Here is a 17,710-nt window from a genome sequence, read left to right on the forward strand (position 1 = left end):
ATTATGCGCCCAGATCCATTCACAAAAAGGATGGGAAACTCGACAAAAAAATACCCGGAGCGAGCAACCCTGGCCTTGAGGCGGGAGTTCTTCGCTCCGGGTTGTGCGGCAACCGACGGCAAGAGATCGGCTCCGGTTCCGGCTGAGGCGCCTGGGGGCGCCGCCAATATCGTCGATTGGCGGCGGCAGGCTTGCTGTCTTAGTTAGGCGCAGCGCCGGATTTTTCGACCAGCTCGGCCCAGCGGGGGATTTCCACAGCCATATGGGCAGCCAGTTCATCGGGGCCGCCGGCCACGATCTGCATGCCCAGCGTTTCCGTGAACTGCTTGCGCACTTCAGGCAGCTCCAGCACTTTCTTGATCTCGCTGTGCAGACGCTCCACGATCGGACGCGGCGTACCCTTGGGGGCGTACACGGCTTGCCAGGATGCCATCGAGAAATCCTTGATGCCTGCTTCCATCATGGTGGGCAGTTCGGGCGCCGGACCGATGCGTTCCGGCGTGGTGACGGCCAGCAGCTTCAGCCTGCCGTCCTTCACAAACGGCAGCGCGGCAGTGATCTGGTCGAACATGAATGTCACGTTGCCTGCCGCGACGTCGGTCATGGCGGGCGGCGTGCCGCGGTATGGGACGTGCGTCAGGGGGATGTCGATCAGGTCTGCAAACAGCTCGCCAGCCAGGTGCGTTGAAGTGCCCGAACCGGACGAAGCAAACGTACGACGATCAGGTTCGCGCTTCAGGTATTCCACCAGATCCTGTACGGAATTGATGCCGAGGTTGGGATTGACCATCAGCACGTTGGGCAGCGTGGCGACCAGCGTGACGGGCTCGAAATCCTTGACGGGATCGTAGGACAGGTCCTTGTACAGGCTGGCGTTGATGGCATGAGTGCTGATGGTGCCGCCGAACAGGGTGTAGCCATCGGGCTTGGCGCGTGCGACGTAGCTGGCGCCGACAGCACCGGCGGCGCCAGGCTTGTTCTCCACGACGAACGATTGGCCGAGCGCGGTGGACAGGTGCTGGCTGAGGGTACGGCCGACGACGTCGGTGGAGCCGCCCGGCGTAAAGGGAACGACGTAGTTGACAGGGCGCTCGGGCCATTTGCTGTAGTCTTCCTGCGCGGCAGCCGGGGCGGCCAGGAGTGTCGTTCCGAGCGCCAGCGCTGTACATAGCTGGCGGCGAGTCGCGAGTATTGCGGTCATGGGTCTTCTCCTTGTGGTGACTGAGACAAGTCAGTTGCTCTTATTGAGTCAACTAATATATTAGTATATTTTCGAGAATAGTGCATGAGGGAAAGGCCGGGACGGTAAATTTGCCGGAAGCCTATCCCGTGCTTGAGGCGATGCGCTATCATCATCGGTTGCTTCCGTTGGAATGACATAATTATCAATATGCCTCAAACAACCACGCTGGACCGCATGCGTCCAGTCGCCCAGCAGCTGTACGAGACACTGCGGCAACGGATTCTGTCGATGGAACTGCCGCCGGGCATGCACTTGTCGCGCAGCGAGCTTGCGCAGCAGCACGGCGTCAGCCAGACGCCCGTACGCGATGCGCTGATGCGCCTCCAGGCGGAGGACCTAGTCGAAGTCTTCCCCCAGGCTGCCACGCAGGTCAGCAAGATCCGCCTGTCGCACGCCCGCCGGACGCATTTCCTGCGCCGATCGATCGAGCTGGAGCTGGTGCGGGAGCTAAGCCTGTCGCCGGATCCGTCCCTGGTGGCGCGACTGAAGGCGTCGCTGGTGCTGCAGTCGGGGCTTCTGGAAGCCAATGACCAGGCGGGTTTTGTCAAGGCCGACCAGTCGTTCCACCATGAGTTCTACCAGGCGGCAGGGCAGGAAGACCTCTGGCGCCTGATACATAGCCGCAGTGGACACATCGACAGGCTGCGGCGCCTGCACGTGCCGACGGAAGGCAAGATGCAGCGTATCCTGGAAGATCACAAAAAGATCGTCGAAGGCATTGCCAAAGGCGATCCGGAGCAGGCATGCAACGCGTTGCGCGAGCACCTGTCGGGTACTTTGCAACATGTCGCCGAGATCCGGAAAATGTACCCGCAGTCTTTTGTCGATTGAGGCCGAGAGAGGCGGAAGTCTCGAAGCGGCTGCAGGCTTGCGTTTGCGTGCAGGATCGATTGCACGGAATGTGCGTGTTTATGCTGCAGTCGTTCGCGTATAGGCCTCATGACCGTTGCGCCGCAGCTCGCAGGCCGGACACTCTCCGCAGCCATAGCCCCACGAGTGCAGATGGGTACGGTCGCCCAGGTAGCAAGTGTGCGTTTCGGCGCGGATCAGGTCTATCAGCGGCTGGCCGCCGAGCTGCTCCGCGAGCTTCCAGGTCTGCGCCTTGTCCAGCCACATGAGCGGAGTCTCCACTACCATCGGCGCATCCAGGCCCAGGCTCATCGCTACTTGCAGCGCCTTCAGCGTGTTGTCCCGGCAATCCGGGTAGCCCGAATAGTCGGTCTCGCACATGCCGCCCACCAGCGCCGTCAGCCCGCGCCGGTAGGCGACCGCCGATGCGTATGTGAAAAACAGCAGGTTGCGCGCCGGCACGAAGGTGGAAGGCAGGCCGGACTTTTCGAAGACGATCTCCTGTTCCTGCGTGAGCGCCGTGTCGCTGATTTGCCCGAGCGAGGCCAGGTCGAGGATATGGTCCGCGCCCAGCCGCGCCGCCCAGGATGGGAATTTTGCCCTGATCTGGCCCAGCACGACCTTGCGGCATTCGAGCTCTACCGAATGCCGTTGACCGTAGTCGAAACTGATTGTCTCCACGTGCGAGTATCGATCCAGTGCCCAGGCCAGGCAGGTGGTGGAATCCTGTCCGCCGGAGAACAGGACCAGTGCCTTGCGTTCCATGATTTTTCCCATTTTTGAGAGATGGCGCTGCTTGAGCGGCGCCATCCTGAAAGGAGAAGAGTGAAACAGGGAAGGTGTTTGCTTGTCAATGCCGAGTGTGATGCGTACGTGTTGCTTAAGCATGTCGCCGGGGCCTGGCGGTGTGCGAATATTGCATCGATTGAAATCGCAGCAAGGATGGTTTGCGCTACAATTTCGATGTTTTCTTTTCGGGTTGGCGCTTGCTTCCGAAAGTCCATGCGGGTGTAGTTCAATGGTAGAACGGCGGCTTCCCAAGCCTCAAGCGTGGGTTCGATTCCCATCACCCGCTCCACTTCGACGTTCCATGCTGTTCTGCGGCTCGGCTCTACCCCATTATCGGGGGACGGGCATTCATTACACTCGGTTAATCACACCGTTCCAACCGCACTGAGCCAAGACGCGCAAGCGGTAATTCTCAAAGTTCCTGATGATTCGCAAATGCTAGACTTCTGCTGTCCAGAGACGAAACTACGGCAGGAGATTGCACGATGACAGAAAGCAGCGAAACCTTGAGGGAACCGGATGGTCGCTTTCCCAAAGGTATTGTCAAAGGCGTTGCGATAATGGCCATTGCGGCCTTGCTGTCGGTTTGGCTCTATGTAGCGTTGCCATACGAAGACAGCGCCAACAAAGGTCTTGCGCTGCTGCTGTTCATCGCAATCCTCTGGCTCACCGAAGCGATACACATCACGGTCACGGCTTTGCTGATTCCCGTGGTCGCGCTGGCCATCGGTATTCCCGACCTGACAACCCAAAAAGCCTTCGAAACATTTGCCGATCCGATCATTTTCCTGTTCTTCGGGGGATTTGCGCTAGCCACGGCGCTGCATGTCCAAAAGCTGGACAGGAAAATCGCCATGAGGCTGATCTCCCTGTCCGGCTCCAATCTGGCTATTGCCACTCTGGCCATATTCGGAGTGACGGCTTTTCTCTCCATGTGGATCAGCAACACGGCTACGGCCGCCATGATGCTTCCGCTGGCGCTGGGCATGCTGACCCAGATGGACAAGGAAAAGGATCGCAACACTTTCGTGTTCATCCTGCTGGGTATCGCGTATTCGGCCAGTATCGGCGGTCTGGGCACGTTGGTAGGATCGCCGCCCAATGCCATCGCTGCGCGCGCGTTGGACATGGACTTCGCGGGCTGGATGAAGATCGGGCTGCCGATGGTGCTGGTGCTGCTGCCACTGATGCTGCTGGCCATGTTCATTGTGTTGCGCCCTAATTTGAACCGGAAAATCGAGGTGGAGATCGAGGATATTCCGTGGACGCCGCTGCGGATAACAGCCATGCTGATTTTTGCCGGTACGGCATTGGCCTGGATTTTCAGCGTGAAGATCGCATCGCTGCTGGATATTACGGCGCCCGATAGCTGGATTGCGGTCGCTGCAGCGATTGCGGTGGTGGTTTCGGGGGCAGCAAACTGGAGGCAGGTTTCCGACAATACGGAATGGGGCGTGCTGTTCCTGTTTGGAGGTGGATTGACGCTGAGCTCGCTGCTGCAAAGCTCGGGCGCTTCGCTGGTCCTTGGCCAGCAGGTGGCCCAGACCTTTGGCGGCGCTCATCCGTTCATTGTGATATTGGTTGTAGCGATTTTCATCAATGTGCTGACCGAGTTCACCAGCAATACGGCGTCCGCGGCGCTGCTGGTGCCGGTGTTCGCAGCCATCGCGACAGAAATGGGCATGCCGGTGCAAGTGATGGTGCTGGTTATTGGCATCGGTGCTTCGTGCGCGTTCATGCTGCCGGTCGCCACGCCGCCGAATGCGATCGTATTCGGAACCGGGTTCATCAAGCAGCGCGAAATGATTTCCGTGGGCGCCGTCCTCAATGTGTTTTGCATAGCCCTGATCACGCTCTGGGCGTACTTCTTTCTGATGTAGCAGGTCGGGGCTGCGGGAGCCATGCGGCAACCTGGCTGCGCAGGTTGCCGCTCCAGCGCTTCTGCTTGCATGATGCCGCCGCCCGCCAAGCCTGGGTTTGTCTTCCGTTCATAACCCTGTCCAGGCTCGGGGGCGTGAGCGCGCCCCGATCGAGTGCAAACGCACCGCTTTCGTGTGCCGTCATGGACGCTGTGTCTCTCTCATTGCCAACAGTGCGATGTTTCTCAAGAGGCATGAAAACTCCTGATTCCATAGATATTTCAAGAACATAGATTCACAATTAAAGGCAAATGGCGTCTTCTGCCAGGTCCTGGCACGCGGATTGCTTCTGTCAGGTCATAGCTTGATATGACAAGTTATGCCGACAGACGCTTCCATGAGGATGACCACTATGCTCCGCCGTCTTTTTTCACTGTTGTTGCTTTCATCCGCCGCGCTTGCCAGCGCAGCCTGGTCACAGCCGCGCGACTTGCGCATCGGCTTTCAGACCGCCGAGGTCAATGTCCTGCTCAGCTACGCCACCCGGAACGGCCTGTTCGAGCAGCAGGGCCTGAATGTGACGCTGGTGCCGTTTCCCGCCGGGCCGGCCATGCTTCCCGCCCTGGCCTCGCGCGAGATCGACATGGGCTGGATGGGCGAGTTTCCCTCCGTTACCGGCTACGCCAACGGCATCGAGCTCGAGGTGCTGATGATGGAGCGCCTGGACTTCACCAATATCCGGCTGGTCGCCAGCCCTTCGGCCGGCGCGACGCTGCAGGACCTCAAGGGCAAGCGCATTGGCGCGACGGTGGGCTCTTCCAGCCACTACCATTTGCTGCAGGCCCTGCAGCAGGCCGGGCTGTCGCAGTCGGACGTGACAGTCGTGAACCTGAGCCCGGCAAATATGCCGGCGGCCTATAGCGCGGGCCAGATCGATGCGGCCATGACCTGGGAGCCCAATATCGGCGCCATCGAAAAAGAAGGCGGCAAGGTTCTGGCCACGACCCGGTCGCTGGGGATGATCACCGGCGGTGTGTGGGTGATGCAGAAGTCGCTGGCCGCGGAACGGCGCGAGACGCTGCTGGCTTTCTTGCGCGCCTGGCGGCAGGCGCAGGTGGACTATGCCGCCGACCCGGCGAAAGTGCGGGCGGCCGAGGCGAGCCGTCTGGGCATGTCGCCCGGGGACTTCGATGCGCTTGTCGTCAGGCAAAGCGTCAGCCATCCCACGCTGGAAGAGCAACTGACCGCCGATTTCATGGGCGAACCGGGCAAGGAGCTGGATTCACGGCTGATGAAGCACCTGCAAGGCATCGGCGACTTCCTGGCGGGCCAGAAGCGTATCGAGGCGCTGCCTTCCGATTGGCGCGGCCTGTTCAATACCTCGCCCATCGTCGAAGTGCTTGGCCGCTGAGACCAGGCGTTTCCCGACCTTATTTCCCTTCCTCTCCGAGACATCATCATGCAGAAAACGCAAGACACCCTGGCTGCGCTGGCGCAGTCGATCACCGACGCCATCACCTATGAGAAGTGGCTGGCATTGACACGCGAACTGGTCGTTGCAGGCCAGCCCGATTCCGAGAACCCGCTGGACCCCGACATGCCGTCGGGCTCTGAGGCCGGCATTGCCGAATGCGTCGCCGGCAAGCTGCGCGCGATGGGTCTCGAGGTGTCGATGCACGCCAAGGTTCCGGGCCGGCCGAACGTCATCGGTACATGGAAAGGGCGGGGCGATGGTCCCGTCCTGATCATCAACGATCACCTCGATGTCTATCCGGCCGGCGATCCGGCAGGCTGGACCATGACGGATGGCGATCCCTACAATCCGACGCTGGTCCACGACAAGCTCTACGCGCGGGGCACTTCCGACACGCGCGGCAATCTGGCGTGCACGCTGCTTGCCGTCGAGGCATTGAAGGCGGCGGGAGTCGAGTTCGACGGTACCTTGCATTGCGTCTATACCGTGGACGAGGAAAAGCATGGACCTAATGGCGCGATCTACCTGCTGGACGAGCTGGGACTGCGCGCCGACTACGAAATCACGGCCGAGCCGACTTCCTGGACCGAGGCGGACGGAGCATGGGGCATCGGCATCGCGGTGGCGCACGCCGGCAACTGCCTGGTGGAGGTGAAAACCGAAGGCACCAAGTCCCATTTGTGGCGCCCCGATACCGGCGTGAATGCGATCAGCAAAATGGCCGGCCTGCTGGAATCCCTGCAGCATATGGAGTTTCGTCATGAGGCGCCGCGTTACATGGGCGGCACTCCGCCCATGGTAAGCCCGACGCGCATACGCGCCGGCGAGCCCAGGGAAATGCAGTTCACGCCTTCGGAATGTAAGGTGGTGCTGGCTGTCGTCGGTCTGTTGCCGGGAATGACGATGGAGTCGGTACTGGAGGATCTCCGGGCTCGCATCGATTTCGTGGCCGCGAGCGATCCCGAACTCAAGGCGAGCGTGCGGCAGGTGCCCGGTTCGCTGTTCGTGCCGGCGACGCTGGAAGTGCCCGAATCGAGCGAGCCAGTGGCGTCGCTGACCGAGGCGTACCGCCAGGTGCTGGGAGATGCGCCGCGCTTCTATCGCAAGAACGCTTATTGCGACACGATCCGTTTTTCTCACGCGGGCATTCCATCGGTGACCTTCGGTCCGGGAGAGGACGGCTGGCCGCCGGTCAACGAGTACATCCACACGGTCAAGGCGGTGCCATCGGCCCAGGTGCTTGCCCTGGCGATGGCGCGCCTGTTGGGGGAGTCCCGACTATGATTCTCGCCGAGACACCTGCCGCCACGTCCGCAGGGCGGCGGCCACAGAGGCTGGCCAGGCCGGCGCTGCGCTTCGATAGCGTGGGCCTGAGCTATGACGGCAGGCCTGTCCTTGCGGACATCAGCTTCTCGATGCAAAGAGGCGAGCTGATCTCTGTCCTGGGGCCCTCGGGCTGCGGCAAGACCACCATGCTTAATATCGCGGCCGGCTTCCTGCGGCCCACCTCCGGCGTCGCCCTGGTCAATGACCGGGAGATCGTGGGACCGGGCCCGGACCGGGGCGTGGTGTTTCAATCCTACGCGCTGTTCGACTGGATGACGGTGGCCCAGAACATCATATTCAGCCTGACGTGCGCTGGCCGCCCAGAGGCCGAACGGCGCGAGACGGCCAGCCGGATGGCCGAGCTGGTGGGCCTGGCGGGTTTCGAGTCCGCCTATCCGTATCAGTTGTCCGGGGGCATGCGCCAGCGGTGCGGGTTGGCGCGGGTCCTGGCGGCCAACCCTAGCGTGATGCTGATGGACGAACCTTTTGCGGCGGTTGACGTGCAAACCCGCGAGACCCTGCAGGAGGAAATCCTGAGGATCCGGCGGCAAACCCAGTGCAGCGTTATGTTCATCACGCACAGCATCGACGAAGCGGTATTCCTGAGCGATCGGGTCTTTCTCATGCGCAAGGGGCAATTGGGCCGGTTCGACGAGTTCCGCATCGATCTGCCCGAACCCAGGGAGTCGGCGGAGAACCGGCTGCATCCCTCCTATCTCGCTGTGCGCGAGGAAATCTATCGCGCCATGCGGGAAGACGGACATTAACCGGAGCATACGTCGATGAAAAAGAAAAGCTACATCACCCTGGCGATCCTCTCGCCGCTCGTCCTGCTCGGATTATGGATCGCTGTGTCGCATTCCGGCCTGGTCAGGCCCGTCATCCTGCCATCGCCGCAGGCCGTGCTGTCCAGCCTTGCGTCCATGGCGCTGCAGGGCTACTCGGGCGTCAGCCTGTCGGAGCATGTATTGGCCAGCCTGACACGCGTGGGCGTGGCCTTTGCCGGCGGGTCGGCGCTGGGAGTGGCGGTAGGCCTGCTGCGCGCGCGTTCGTCGGCTGCGGACGCCTTGTTGCTGGTGCCGGGAGAAATGCTCAGGCCGATTCCTCCGCTGGGCCTGATTCCGTTGTTCATTCTTTGGTTCGGCATTGGCGAGACTTCCAAGATTCTTCTGATCGGCTTGTCCGTATTCCTGATCATGATGGTCAATAGCCAGTCCGGCGCCCGCAGTGTTCCCGCCGATCTGCTGCGCGCGGCGCAGACGTGCGGAGCCAGCCGCATGCAGATCTTTCGCCATGTCGTCCTGCCCGCGGCCCTGCCGCAGATCATGACCGGATTGCGCGTCGCGCTCGGCATGGCGCTCTCCATATTGGTCGCCTCGGAGCTGCTGGGCGGAGACAGGGGGTTGGGTTTCGTTGTGCTGGATGCGGCCAACTTCTTCCGCACCACTTATGTATTCGCGGGCGTCATCCTGATCGGCGCCATCGGACTGGTCAGCGACCGGCTCATTGCCTGGCTGGCCCGCCGCATCGTGCATTGGGAGGGCCGCCGATGACCACGCGCCAAAGCGCAAGCCGCGGCCTGCTGGCCGCGGCCGCGCAGCCGGCAAGCCTGCTGAAGGCATCGCCCGTTCCCTTCTATGCCCAGATCCGCGATGCGTTGCGCAAGCAGATCCTGGACGGTGCGCTGGCGTCGCACCAGCGCTTGCCGTCGGAAAACCAGATGATAGAGATGTTCGGCGTCAGCCGGATTACCGTCCGGCAGGCCTTGCAGGAGCTCGAAAGCGAAGGGCTTATCGTGCGGGTGCATGGCAAAGGGACTTTCGTGGCCAAGCCTATTGCATTCCAGAACCTGGCCACGCTCCAGGGCTTTGGCGAGGCCATGCATCCGCACGGTTTCGATACCCGCTCCGACCTGGTCTCCGTGCGCGAGATTCCGGCGGAGGGCCTGGTGGCCGAGCGGCTGCAAAGCCGGCCCGGCGCGGCCTGCGTCGAAATCCGCCGCATCCGCTATCTGAACCAGGAGCCCGTATCGGTGGAAACCAGCTATTTCCTGATGGCGGTGGGCGGCAGGCTGGCCCGGGAGGATCTTTCGACCAAAGACATACTCGTCATCCTCGAGAGCAGCTACGGGATTGCGCTCGGACGCGCAAACCTGGTGCTGGGCGCCCATCAGGCGAACCAGGAGCAGGCGCGCCAGCTTGGCGTGGCCACCGGCTTTCCGCTGCTGCATATCGAGCGGCTGACGCATGACCGGGCGGGCTTGCCGCTGATGTACGAACACCTGTTCCATCGTGGGGATTCGTTCCGCTATACGGTGCAGGTCGACCGACAGACCCGCGGCGATGCCGCCTGAACCCCTATGCGATTCATGATGAATACAAGCAATCTCGATGTGAGCATGGCCTCGTTGCGCCATGCCTATGCCCAGGGATCGTTGACGCCGGAAGACGTCGTCAGCGAGTGTTTTCGCCGCGTCCGCGCCTATGCCGATCCGCACGTCTGGACCGAACTCGTCGACGAGCGGCAGGCACGGGCGCGGGCGCGCGAGCTGATGTCCGATCCGTCGGCCAGGCAATTGCCGCTGTACGGCATTCCCTTTTCCGTGAAGGACAATGTGGACGTGGCCGGGATGGCGACCACCTGCGGCTGCCGGGGCTTCGACCGGCACCCTGAGCAAAGCGCTTACGCCGTGGCGCAGGCCCTGCGGGCCGGCGCCATCCTGATCGGCAAAAACACGCTGGATCAGTTCGCCACCGGCCTGAACGGAACCCGCAGCCTGGACGGCTATTGCCGCAATGCTTTCGATCCGCGCTATGTGCCGGGAGGCTCCAGCTCGGGATCAGGCGTCGCCGTATCGGCCGGCCTGGTATCTTTCTCGCTCGGATCGGACACCGGCGGATCCGGCAGGGTGCCCGCGGCCATGAACAACGTGGTCGGCGTCAAGCCGACGCTGGGCCTGGTCAGCATGCAGGGCATGGTCAAGAACAACCGCTACTTCGATTGCATGCCGGTATTTTCCAGAACGGTCGAGGACGGCTATGCGGTGTTGTCGGTCATCCGCGGCTACGATCCGGACGACAGTTTCAGCCGTACCGATGCGGATGACATTGCCCTGACGCCGGATGCGCCAGGGCAATTCGTCTTTGGCGTGCCGCGTGAGTCGCAGCTCGCCTTCTTCGGCGATGAACTGGCGCGCCGGGCCTATGAGGAGGCGATCGAGCGCCTTGCCGGGATCGGCGGGGTGCCAAGGGAAATCGATTACTCCCTGTTCCAGGAGGCGGCGCGGCTGCCGTTCGACAGCGGCCTGCTGGCCGAGCGGGCCTATAGCTACGGCCAGGTGCTGCGGGAGCGCGCCGATACGGTACACCCGGCCGTGGCGGCCATGCTGGAAAAAGGCCTGGCCTACTCCGGCCGGGAAGTCGTGGAAGCCGTGTATGCGCTGTATGACTTGCGGCGTGCGGCGCGGCGGTTGTTCGTCGAGGCCGGGCTGGATGTGATCGCAACGCCAACGGTCGGGCGGGCCTACCGCTGCGAGGAGCTGGAACAGGATCCGATCGCCTTGAACCACTCCATCGGCTACTACACCTATGCTGTGAATCCGCTCGACCTGAGCGCGCTCGCCGTGCCGTCCGCCATCCGTTCCGATGGCTTGCCGTTCGGCATCTCCTTGCTCGCTCCCGCTGGCGCCGATGGTCTGCTGCATGGCCTGGGCATGCGGTTCCAGGCCGCAACGGGCTTGCCCGCCGGTACCCTGGCCAGGCGCTCTTGATGGACCTGTCCATGGCCGGGCCGGAATTCCTGCCGATGGCGGCCATCGCCGCCATCATGCTGGCATCGAGTTTTCTTCATGGCGTGTTCGGCATCGGTTTTGCGATGATTGCGACCCCGCTGCTGGCTTTGTGGATGGAGCCTCGCGAAGCGGTGCTGCTTGCGGCGGTTCCGCTGTGGTGCATCGCCCTGGGGTTTCTGGGCCGCCATTTTGCGCAGGTCAGGCGCTGCGGCCACCTGGTCCTTCTGCCATGCATCCTGGTCGGCAGCGTGCTGGGAGTGCAGTTGCAGTCCGCGCTTTCAGCCAGGGCTTCGTGGCTGCTGTTGGCCGGCTTGCTGTTGCTGAGCGCGGTCGTGCCCGCCCTGGCGCATCGCATGCGCGAGCGCGGCTTGCAGCCGCCTCCCGCCGCCCGCCTGGCGTTCGGCCTTGGCGCCGGCGTGACCGAATCGTCGCTGAATGTCGGCGCGCCGCTGATCGTGCTGTATGGGGGATTGCTCCGGCAGCCCCGGATGGAGCAATTGATTCTCCTCAATCTGTGCTTCGCTACCGGCAAGACGGTGCAGCTCGGGCTGACCCTGGCGCAGGGGGAACAGTGGATCAGGCCTTCATGGCTGCTGGTGGCGGTAGTGACGGCCGGGCTGGGTTATATGCTGGGCTTGCGCTGGATGGGCCGGCTGCCCGAGCATGTCTTCCGGCGCAGCCTGGCCTGCTTTCTCTGCGCGATGGCCGGGTTGCTGATCCTGCGGGCGATATGGGGGAGCTGGCCGGAATCGTAATAAGCCTTGCGGATGATCCAGCGCGCTTCAACGGCCGGTAAGCTCTTCTATCGGGGGAGGCGGAACCGGTTGCGTTACCAGGTTCTTTCTACGTTTTTCATAGAAAGCATTGCCGCCTGTCACGAGAACATAGTGCATATTGCCGTAGGAAAACCGGCGCTGCGCGTTGTGGAAGAACATGGCATTGCCGATCAAGGGATGGCGTTCTCCTCCAAGAACGGCGCGCGCTGCTTCCCTGACCTTGGGCAGATCCCTCTCGCTCATCGGGCGGGACAGGACTCCCGAAGCGAACTGTCCCTTCTGCCCTACGACGCCGCATACCGTGTCGGGAAACTGGCTGGACTCGACACGATTCATCACCACGCTGCCGACGGCAATCAGGCCGTCTCTGCTGGAGCGATGCGATTCGAAATACATCGCCCGCTCCATGCACTCCATTTCGCTTTTCCCGCCGAGCGTCGAGCAGCCCGCCAGCACCAGCGCCGTGCAGGCAATGCAGGCGGAAGATCGCAGTTTCGGGATTGCGAACTTCATCGAAACAGAATCGCGCATTCAAGCCCTCGTTTGTCGATATTCCCGCAAGCCGCGGCACGCTCGCAGTGTATCAAGACAGGGAACCATCGGAATGGCGCGAAAGCGGGAGGCGCCCCCGTATTGGGCCGGAGTTCTTCACTGATCGCTGCTCATGTAGCGTCACGCGCCCGCTGATCATTATGGCCGTTCCAGAATTCTCGGTCCCGGTCCTTCTTCGCCAAGCATATCCATCGGATTGCGCAAGGGGCACTCGTCAAGCGACAGGCAACCGCAGCCGATACAGCCGTCGAGTTCGTCGCGCAGCCGCGTCAGACGCTTGATTCGTTCATTCAGGATGGCGCGCCAGGCTGTGGACAGTTCGCTCCACTGACCTGCCGTCAGTTTGCTGCCCGGCGGATAGCGGCCCAGCGCTTCCTTGATCTCCTCCAGCGGTATGCCGGCGCGTTGCGCCACTTTGATGACGGCGATGTAGCGCAGCATCACCGATGGAAACCGCCGCTGGTTGCCGGAGCTGCGCGTGCTCGCGATCAACCCTCTGGATTCGTAGAAGTGGATGGTGGACACAGGCACGCCCGCACGGTGGGCGACTTCCCCCACCGTCAGCATGCGGGTGAAGTCGATGGGTTTGTCTTTTTTCGTCATGGCGCTTGACCTCAACTTAACTTGAGGTTTTATAGTCCAACGCGATTCCTCTGGCAAGCCTTGCTGGCCGGCTTTCTTCAACCCATCGCACGCGGGCTGCGCCGCTGTGCCGATTCGCTGGGAAAACAACAATGCATACTTCCCTCAATGCTGTATTGGGTAGCCGCGCGCTGCGGCTCGTCGCCCGCATTCTTCTGTCGGCCGCTGCCGCGCATGGCGGACGGCATGAGACAAGGAGGCTCGCGAGATGAGCAGCGGGATAGGAAAATGGGCCGGTGTGGCGGTCGTGCTGGCAGTGGCTGCTGTCGCATGGCTGGTCTGGAGCCGGCCGGGCGAAGCTTCGGGCGGCGGCTGGCCGGTCGCCAAGGTAGCCCTGGCAAAGGTGGAGCGTACGGATGCGCCGCGGGCATTTCACGGGGTCGGTGAGTTGGAAGCCGCGCGTCAGGTGGAGCTGGCCTCGGAAGTCTCGGGGCGCGTCACGCGTATCGCGTTCTCGTCCGGGCAGCGTGTCGCGAAGGGACAGTTGCTGGCGCAGATCAACGACGCCCCCGAGCAGGCCGAGCATCTGCGGTTGCGGGCCCAGTTGCGCAATGCCGAAACGATATTGACCCGCACTCGCCAGTTGCGCGCCGATCGGGTGGCGACCCAGGAGCAACTGGACAACGCCACCGCCACGCGCGACATGGCGCGCGGCGAACTCCGGCGCATCGAGGCGGTGATCGCTCAGAAAGCGATCGTGGCGCCGTTTTCTGGCGTGATCGGTATCCGCCGCGTCCATGAGGGACAGTACCTGAATGCCGGAGACGGCATAGCCAGCCTGGTCGATGCCGATGTTCTGCATGCGAATTTCGCGCTGGACGAGCGGGCTGCGCCGCATCTTCGTGATGACCAGCCGGTACAGGTGCGCGCCGATGCGTGGCCTGGACGCGTGTTCGAAGCCCGGGTCGCGGCCATCGACCCGCTGGTCAGTCCGTCGCGCACAGTGCGAGTACAGGCCCGCATTCCGAATACGGAGGGATTGCTGCAGGCAGGCATGTTTGCCAATGTGCGTGTGCTGCGCCAGGAGCCGGCGCCGGTGCTGACAGTGCCCGAAACCGCCGTGACCTATTCGGCCTACGGCCAGACGGTATTCATTGCCGAGAGGAGCGGGCGGGAGACGCTGACCGTGCGCCGAGTGGCGGTCAAGACAGGAGAACGCTGGCAGGGCCGTGTCGAGATCGAATCCGGCTTGCAAGAAGGGACGCAGGTAGTCGTTTCCGGCCAGTTGCGGCTGAGCGACGGGATGCAGGTCGAGGTGGCGGAGCGCGATGCGCTCCATGATGAGCAGCCAATGCCGTCCGGGGCGGAGGTTGCTCGCTCATGAGATTCACCGACGTTTTCGTGCGCCGCCCGGTGCTGGCGCTGGTGGTCAGCAGCCTGATCGTGCTGCTGGGTCTGTTCGCGCTGGGCAAGCTGCCGATCCGGCAATATCCGACGCTGGCAACCTCCACCATCACGGTAGGCACCGAATACCCCGGCGCGTCCGCCGAGCTGATGCAGGGCTTCGTCACTCAGCCGATCACGCAGGCGGTGTCCTCGGTCGAGGGCATCGACTATCTCTCGTCCTCGTCGGTGCAGGGCCGCAGCACTGTCACATTGCGCATGGAGCTGAACCGCGACTCCACCCAGGCGCTGACCGAGACCATGGCCAAGGTCAACCAGGTGCGCTACCGGCTGCCTGAACGGGCCTACGACCCGGTGATCGAGCTGTCTGCGGGGGATTCGACGGCGGTGGCCTATGTGGGTTTTTCCACCGGGAGCCTGTCGACGCCGGAGCTGACCGATTACCTGTCGCGCGTGGTCGAGCCGCTGTTCTCCGGCATCTCCGGCGTGGCCAAGGTGCAGACTTTCGGTGGACAGCGTCTGGCGATGCGCCTGTGGCTGGACGCGGACCGCCTGGCCGGGCGCGGCCTGACCGCCACGGATGTGGCCGAGGCGGTGCGCCGCAACAACTACCAGGCCGCGCCGGGACAGGTGCGTGGTCAGTATGTTATCTCCAATGTACGAGTCAATTCCGACCTGACCAGCATCGAGGAGTTTCGCGACCTGGTGATCCGCAACGATGGCAATGGACTGGTGCGTTTGCGCGACGTGGGTACGGTGGAATTGGGCGCGGCAGCCACCGATACCAGCGCCACGATGGACGGCGACCCGGCCATACATCTGGGGCTGTTCCCGACGCCTGCGGGCAACCCGCTGGTCATCGTGGACGGCATCCGCCAACTGCTGCCTGAAATCGAGAAGACCTTGCCGCCGGGCGTGAAGATGGACCTGGCCTACGAGACGGCCCGCTTCATCGAGGCATCGATCAACGAGGTGTTGCGCACGCTGCTGGAGGCGGTGCTGATCGTGGTGCTGGTCATCTGGCTGTGTCTGGGATCGTTGCGCAGCGTCATCATTCCCGTTGTCACTATCCCATTGTCGATGCTGGGTGCGGCCGGATTGATGCTGGCCTTCGGCTTCAGCATCAATCTGCTGACTCTGCTGGCGATGGTGCTGGCGATCGGACTGGTGGTAGACGATGCCATCGTGGTCGTGGAGAACGTGCATCGTCACATCGAGGAAGGCAAGACGCCCGTGGCGGCGGCGCTGATCGGCGCGCGTGAGATCGCCGGGCCGGTGATTGCGATGACGTTGACGCTGGCGGCCGTCTATGCGCCCATCGGCCTGATGGGCGGGCTGACCGGCGCCTTGTTCCGCGAATTCGCGCTGACGCTGGCTGGCGCAGTGATCGTTTCCGGCGTGGTGGCGCTGACGCTCTCGCCGGTGATGAGTTCGCTGCTCCTGAAATCCAGCCTCCAGGATGGCGGGCAAGGCCGCATGGCGGCGCTGGCCGAGTACGTCTTCGGCGGGCTGGCGCGCCGTTACGGCGATGCGCTCCGTTTCTCGCTGCGGCAGCGCTGGCTGAGCGGCGGCTTCGCATTGCTGGTCTGCCTGAGCCTGCCTTTCCTGTACCAGACGCCGCAGCGCGAGCTGGCGCCGCCGGAGGACCAGGCGGCGGTGCTGACGGCAATCAAATCACCGCAACACGCCAGCCTGGACTATGCGGAACGGTTCGCCGACGAACTGCATCGCATCATGGCCGCCATCCCGGAAACCACCGGCACCTGGATCATCAATGGCACGGACGGACCCGCGGCCAGCTTCGGCGGCATCAACCTGTCCGACTGGGGCGCGCGGGAGCGCAAGGAGCCGGAAATCGTCGCCGAGCTGCAGAATGCGGTGAGCGGCATCGAGGGCAGCAGCATCTTCGCCTTCCAGGTCGCGCCGCTGCCGGGCGGCAGCGGCGGTCTGCCGGTGCAACTGGTGCTGCGCAGCGCGCAGGACTACTCCGTGCTGTACGAGGCGATGGAGGGCCTGAAACAGCGCGCCCGCGAAAGCGGCCTGTTCGTAGTGGTGGACAGCGACCTGGAGTACGACAGCCCCGTGGTGCAGGTCACGATCGACCGCGCCAAGGCCGGCAGCCTGGGCATCGTCATGCAGGACATCGGCGATTCGCTGGGCGTGCTGGTCGGAGAGAACTATGTCAACCGATTCGCGCTGTTCGGCCGTTCCTACGACGTCATTCCACAGAGTGTGGGCGAGCAGCGATTGACGCCGCAGGCGCTGGCCCGGCAATACGTGCGCACCGGCGATGGCGCGCTGGTGCCGCTGTCCACAGTGGTGCGGCTGGACATGGGCGTGGAGCCCAACCGGCTGAGCCAGTTCGATCAGCAGAATGCGGCCACCCTGCAGGCCATCCCCGCGCCGGGCGTATCGCTGGGTCAGGCGGTGGACTTTCTGGAGCAGATGGTGGCTGACTTGCCGCCGGGCTTCAGCCACGACTGGCAGTCGGAGTCGCGCCAGTACGTGCAGGAGGGCAACGCGCTGGTTTTCGCCTTCCTCGCCGCGCTGGCGGTAATCTATCTGGTACTGGCCGCGCAGTATGAAAGCCTGATCGACCCGCTGATCATCCTGATCACTGTGCCGCTGTCGATCTGCGGTGCGCTTCTGCCGCTGGCGCTGGGCTGGACCACGCTGAACATCTACACGCAGATCGGGTTGGTGACGCTGATCGGGCTCATCAGCAAGCACGGCATCCTGATGGTCGAGTTCGCCAATGAGTTGCAGGTGCGTGAGGGCCTGGACCGAATCGAAGCCATCATCCGCGCTGCGCAGATCCGCCTGCGCCCCGTACTGATGACCACCGGAGCGATGGCCTTCGGCGTGGCGCCGCTGTTGTTCGCCAGCGGCGCGGGCGCCAACAGCCGCTTCGGCCTGGGCGCCGTGATCGTCTGCGGGATGCTGGTCGGCACGCTGTTCACGCTGTTCGTGCTGCCGACGATCTATACGTGGCTGGCCCGCGACCACCGAGTACAGACGGCGCGCGGCAAGGCGTTGGCCGAGATCGACAGCGCCGTCGCGGCATGA

The 17,710-nt window shown here is 63.1% G+C and carries 15 protein-coding genes and 1 tRNA gene; 12 read left to right on the plus strand and 4 right to left on the minus strand.

Translation table 11 applies throughout. From position 1 onward, the window contains the following. Window positions 1-199 precede the first annotated feature (199 nt). On the minus strand, window positions 200-1,201 hold the full coding sequence (locus EV686_RS14260) for a Bug family tripartite tricarboxylate transporter substrate binding protein (protein ID WP_132477632.1): 1,002 nt from the start codon (window positions 1,199-1,201) through the stop codon (window positions 200-202). A 189-nt stretch (window positions 1,202-1,390) separates the two neighbouring features. Between EV686_RS14260 and EV686_RS14265 the strand changes: the two genes are divergently transcribed. Beyond that, entirely contained in the window at window positions 1,391-2,074 is a 684-nt protein-coding gene (locus EV686_RS14265) for a GntR family transcriptional regulator (RefSeq protein ID WP_132477633.1), read from the plus strand. A gap of 78 nt (window positions 2,075-2,152) precedes the next feature. Here EV686_RS14265 and queC read toward each other — a convergent pair whose 3' ends face one another. Then, window positions 2,153-2,857: a 7-cyano-7-deazaguanine synthase QueC gene (queC, locus tag EV686_RS14270; RefSeq protein ID WP_132477634.1), complete on the minus strand. Its 705-nt coding sequence runs from the start codon at window positions 2,855-2,857 to the stop codon at window positions 2,153-2,155. Window positions 2,858-3,096: 239 nt separating this feature from the next. Between queC and EV686_RS14275 the strand changes: the two genes are divergently transcribed. The 9 genes from EV686_RS14275 to EV686_RS14315 all read left to right on the plus strand — a co-directional run bounded on the left by EV686_RS14275 (window position 3,097) and on the right by EV686_RS14315 (window position 12,085). Next, a tRNA-Gly gene (locus EV686_RS14275) sits at window positions 3,097-3,170 on the plus strand. A gap of 196 nt (window positions 3,171-3,366) precedes the next feature. Beyond that, the gene (locus tag EV686_RS14280; protein WP_132477635.1) at window positions 3,367-4,761 is read left to right on the plus strand and encodes an SLC13 family permease; all 1,395 of its coding nucleotides are present in this window, start codon (window positions 3,367-3,369) and stop codon (window positions 4,759-4,761) included. A 391-nt stretch (window positions 4,762-5,152) separates the two neighbouring features. Next, complete coding sequence (locus EV686_RS14285) at window positions 5,153-6,151, plus strand: taurine ABC transporter substrate-binding protein (protein WP_207901786.1); 999 nt, start codon at window positions 5,153-5,155, stop codon at window positions 6,149-6,151. Window positions 6,152-6,199: 48 nt separating this feature from the next. Beyond that, complete coding sequence (locus tag EV686_RS14290; RefSeq protein WP_132477637.1) at window positions 6,200-7,498, plus strand: M20 family metallopeptidase; 1,299 nt, start codon at window positions 6,200-6,202, stop codon at window positions 7,496-7,498. After that, a complete protein-coding gene (locus tag EV686_RS14295) occupies window positions 7,495-8,307 on the plus strand; it encodes an ABC transporter ATP-binding protein (protein ID WP_132477638.1) in 813 nt (270 codons plus the stop codon). The genes EV686_RS14290 and EV686_RS14295 overlap by 4 nt, the downstream gene beginning before the upstream one ends. Window positions 8,308-8,322: 15 nt before the next feature. Continuing rightward, window positions 8,323-9,093 (plus strand): ABC transporter permease, encoded by a 771-nt coding sequence (locus EV686_RS14300; protein WP_132477639.1) that lies wholly within the window; start codon window positions 8,323-8,325, stop codon window positions 9,091-9,093. Beyond that, on the plus strand, window positions 9,090-9,893 hold the full coding sequence (locus tag EV686_RS14305; protein WP_132477640.1) for a GntR family transcriptional regulator: 804 nt from the start codon (window positions 9,090-9,092) through the stop codon (window positions 9,891-9,893). Before EV686_RS14300 ends, EV686_RS14305 begins: the two co-directional genes overlap by 4 nt. Window positions 9,894-9,908: 15 nt before the next feature. Continuing rightward, a complete protein-coding gene (locus EV686_RS14310) occupies window positions 9,909-11,309 on the plus strand; it encodes an allophanate hydrolase (protein WP_165972629.1) in 1,401 nt (466 codons plus the stop codon). Then, complete coding sequence (locus EV686_RS14315; protein WP_132477642.1) at window positions 11,309-12,085, plus strand: sulfite exporter TauE/SafE family protein; 777 nt, start codon at window positions 11,309-11,311, stop codon at window positions 12,083-12,085. Before EV686_RS14310 ends, EV686_RS14315 begins: the two co-directional genes overlap by 1 nt. A gap of 27 nt (window positions 12,086-12,112) precedes the next feature. Here EV686_RS14315 and EV686_RS14320 read toward each other — a convergent pair whose 3' ends face one another. Together EV686_RS14320 and soxR are read right to left on the minus strand one after the other, a co-directional pair. Beyond that, window positions 12,113-12,637, minus strand: coding sequence for a cell wall hydrolase (locus EV686_RS14320; protein WP_207901788.1), 525 nt, complete (start codon window positions 12,635-12,637; stop codon window positions 12,113-12,115). 159 nt (window positions 12,638-12,796) lie between these two features. Further along, window positions 12,797-13,261, minus strand: coding sequence for a redox-sensitive transcriptional activator SoxR (gene soxR, locus EV686_RS14325; protein ID WP_132477643.1), 465 nt, complete (start codon window positions 13,259-13,261; stop codon window positions 12,797-12,799). Between the two features lie 247 nt (window positions 13,262-13,508). On the opposite strand from soxR, the gene EV686_RS14330 reads away from it, so the two are divergent. Next, the gene (locus EV686_RS14330) at window positions 13,509-14,624 is read left to right on the plus strand and encodes an efflux RND transporter periplasmic adaptor subunit (protein WP_132477644.1); all 1,116 of its coding nucleotides are present in this window, start codon (window positions 13,509-13,511) and stop codon (window positions 14,622-14,624) included. Then, window positions 14,621-17,710, plus strand: a complete 3,090-nt coding sequence (locus tag EV686_RS14335) for a MexW/MexI family multidrug efflux RND transporter permease subunit (RefSeq protein ID WP_132477645.1) — start codon at window positions 14,621-14,623, stop codon at window positions 17,708-17,710. The genes EV686_RS14330 and EV686_RS14335 overlap by 4 nt, the downstream gene beginning before the upstream one ends.

This window comes from Paracandidimonas soli, from assembly GCF_004342005.1.
Taxonomy (GTDB): domain Bacteria; phylum Pseudomonadota; class Gammaproteobacteria; order Burkholderiales; family Burkholderiaceae_B; genus Paracandidimonas; species Paracandidimonas soli.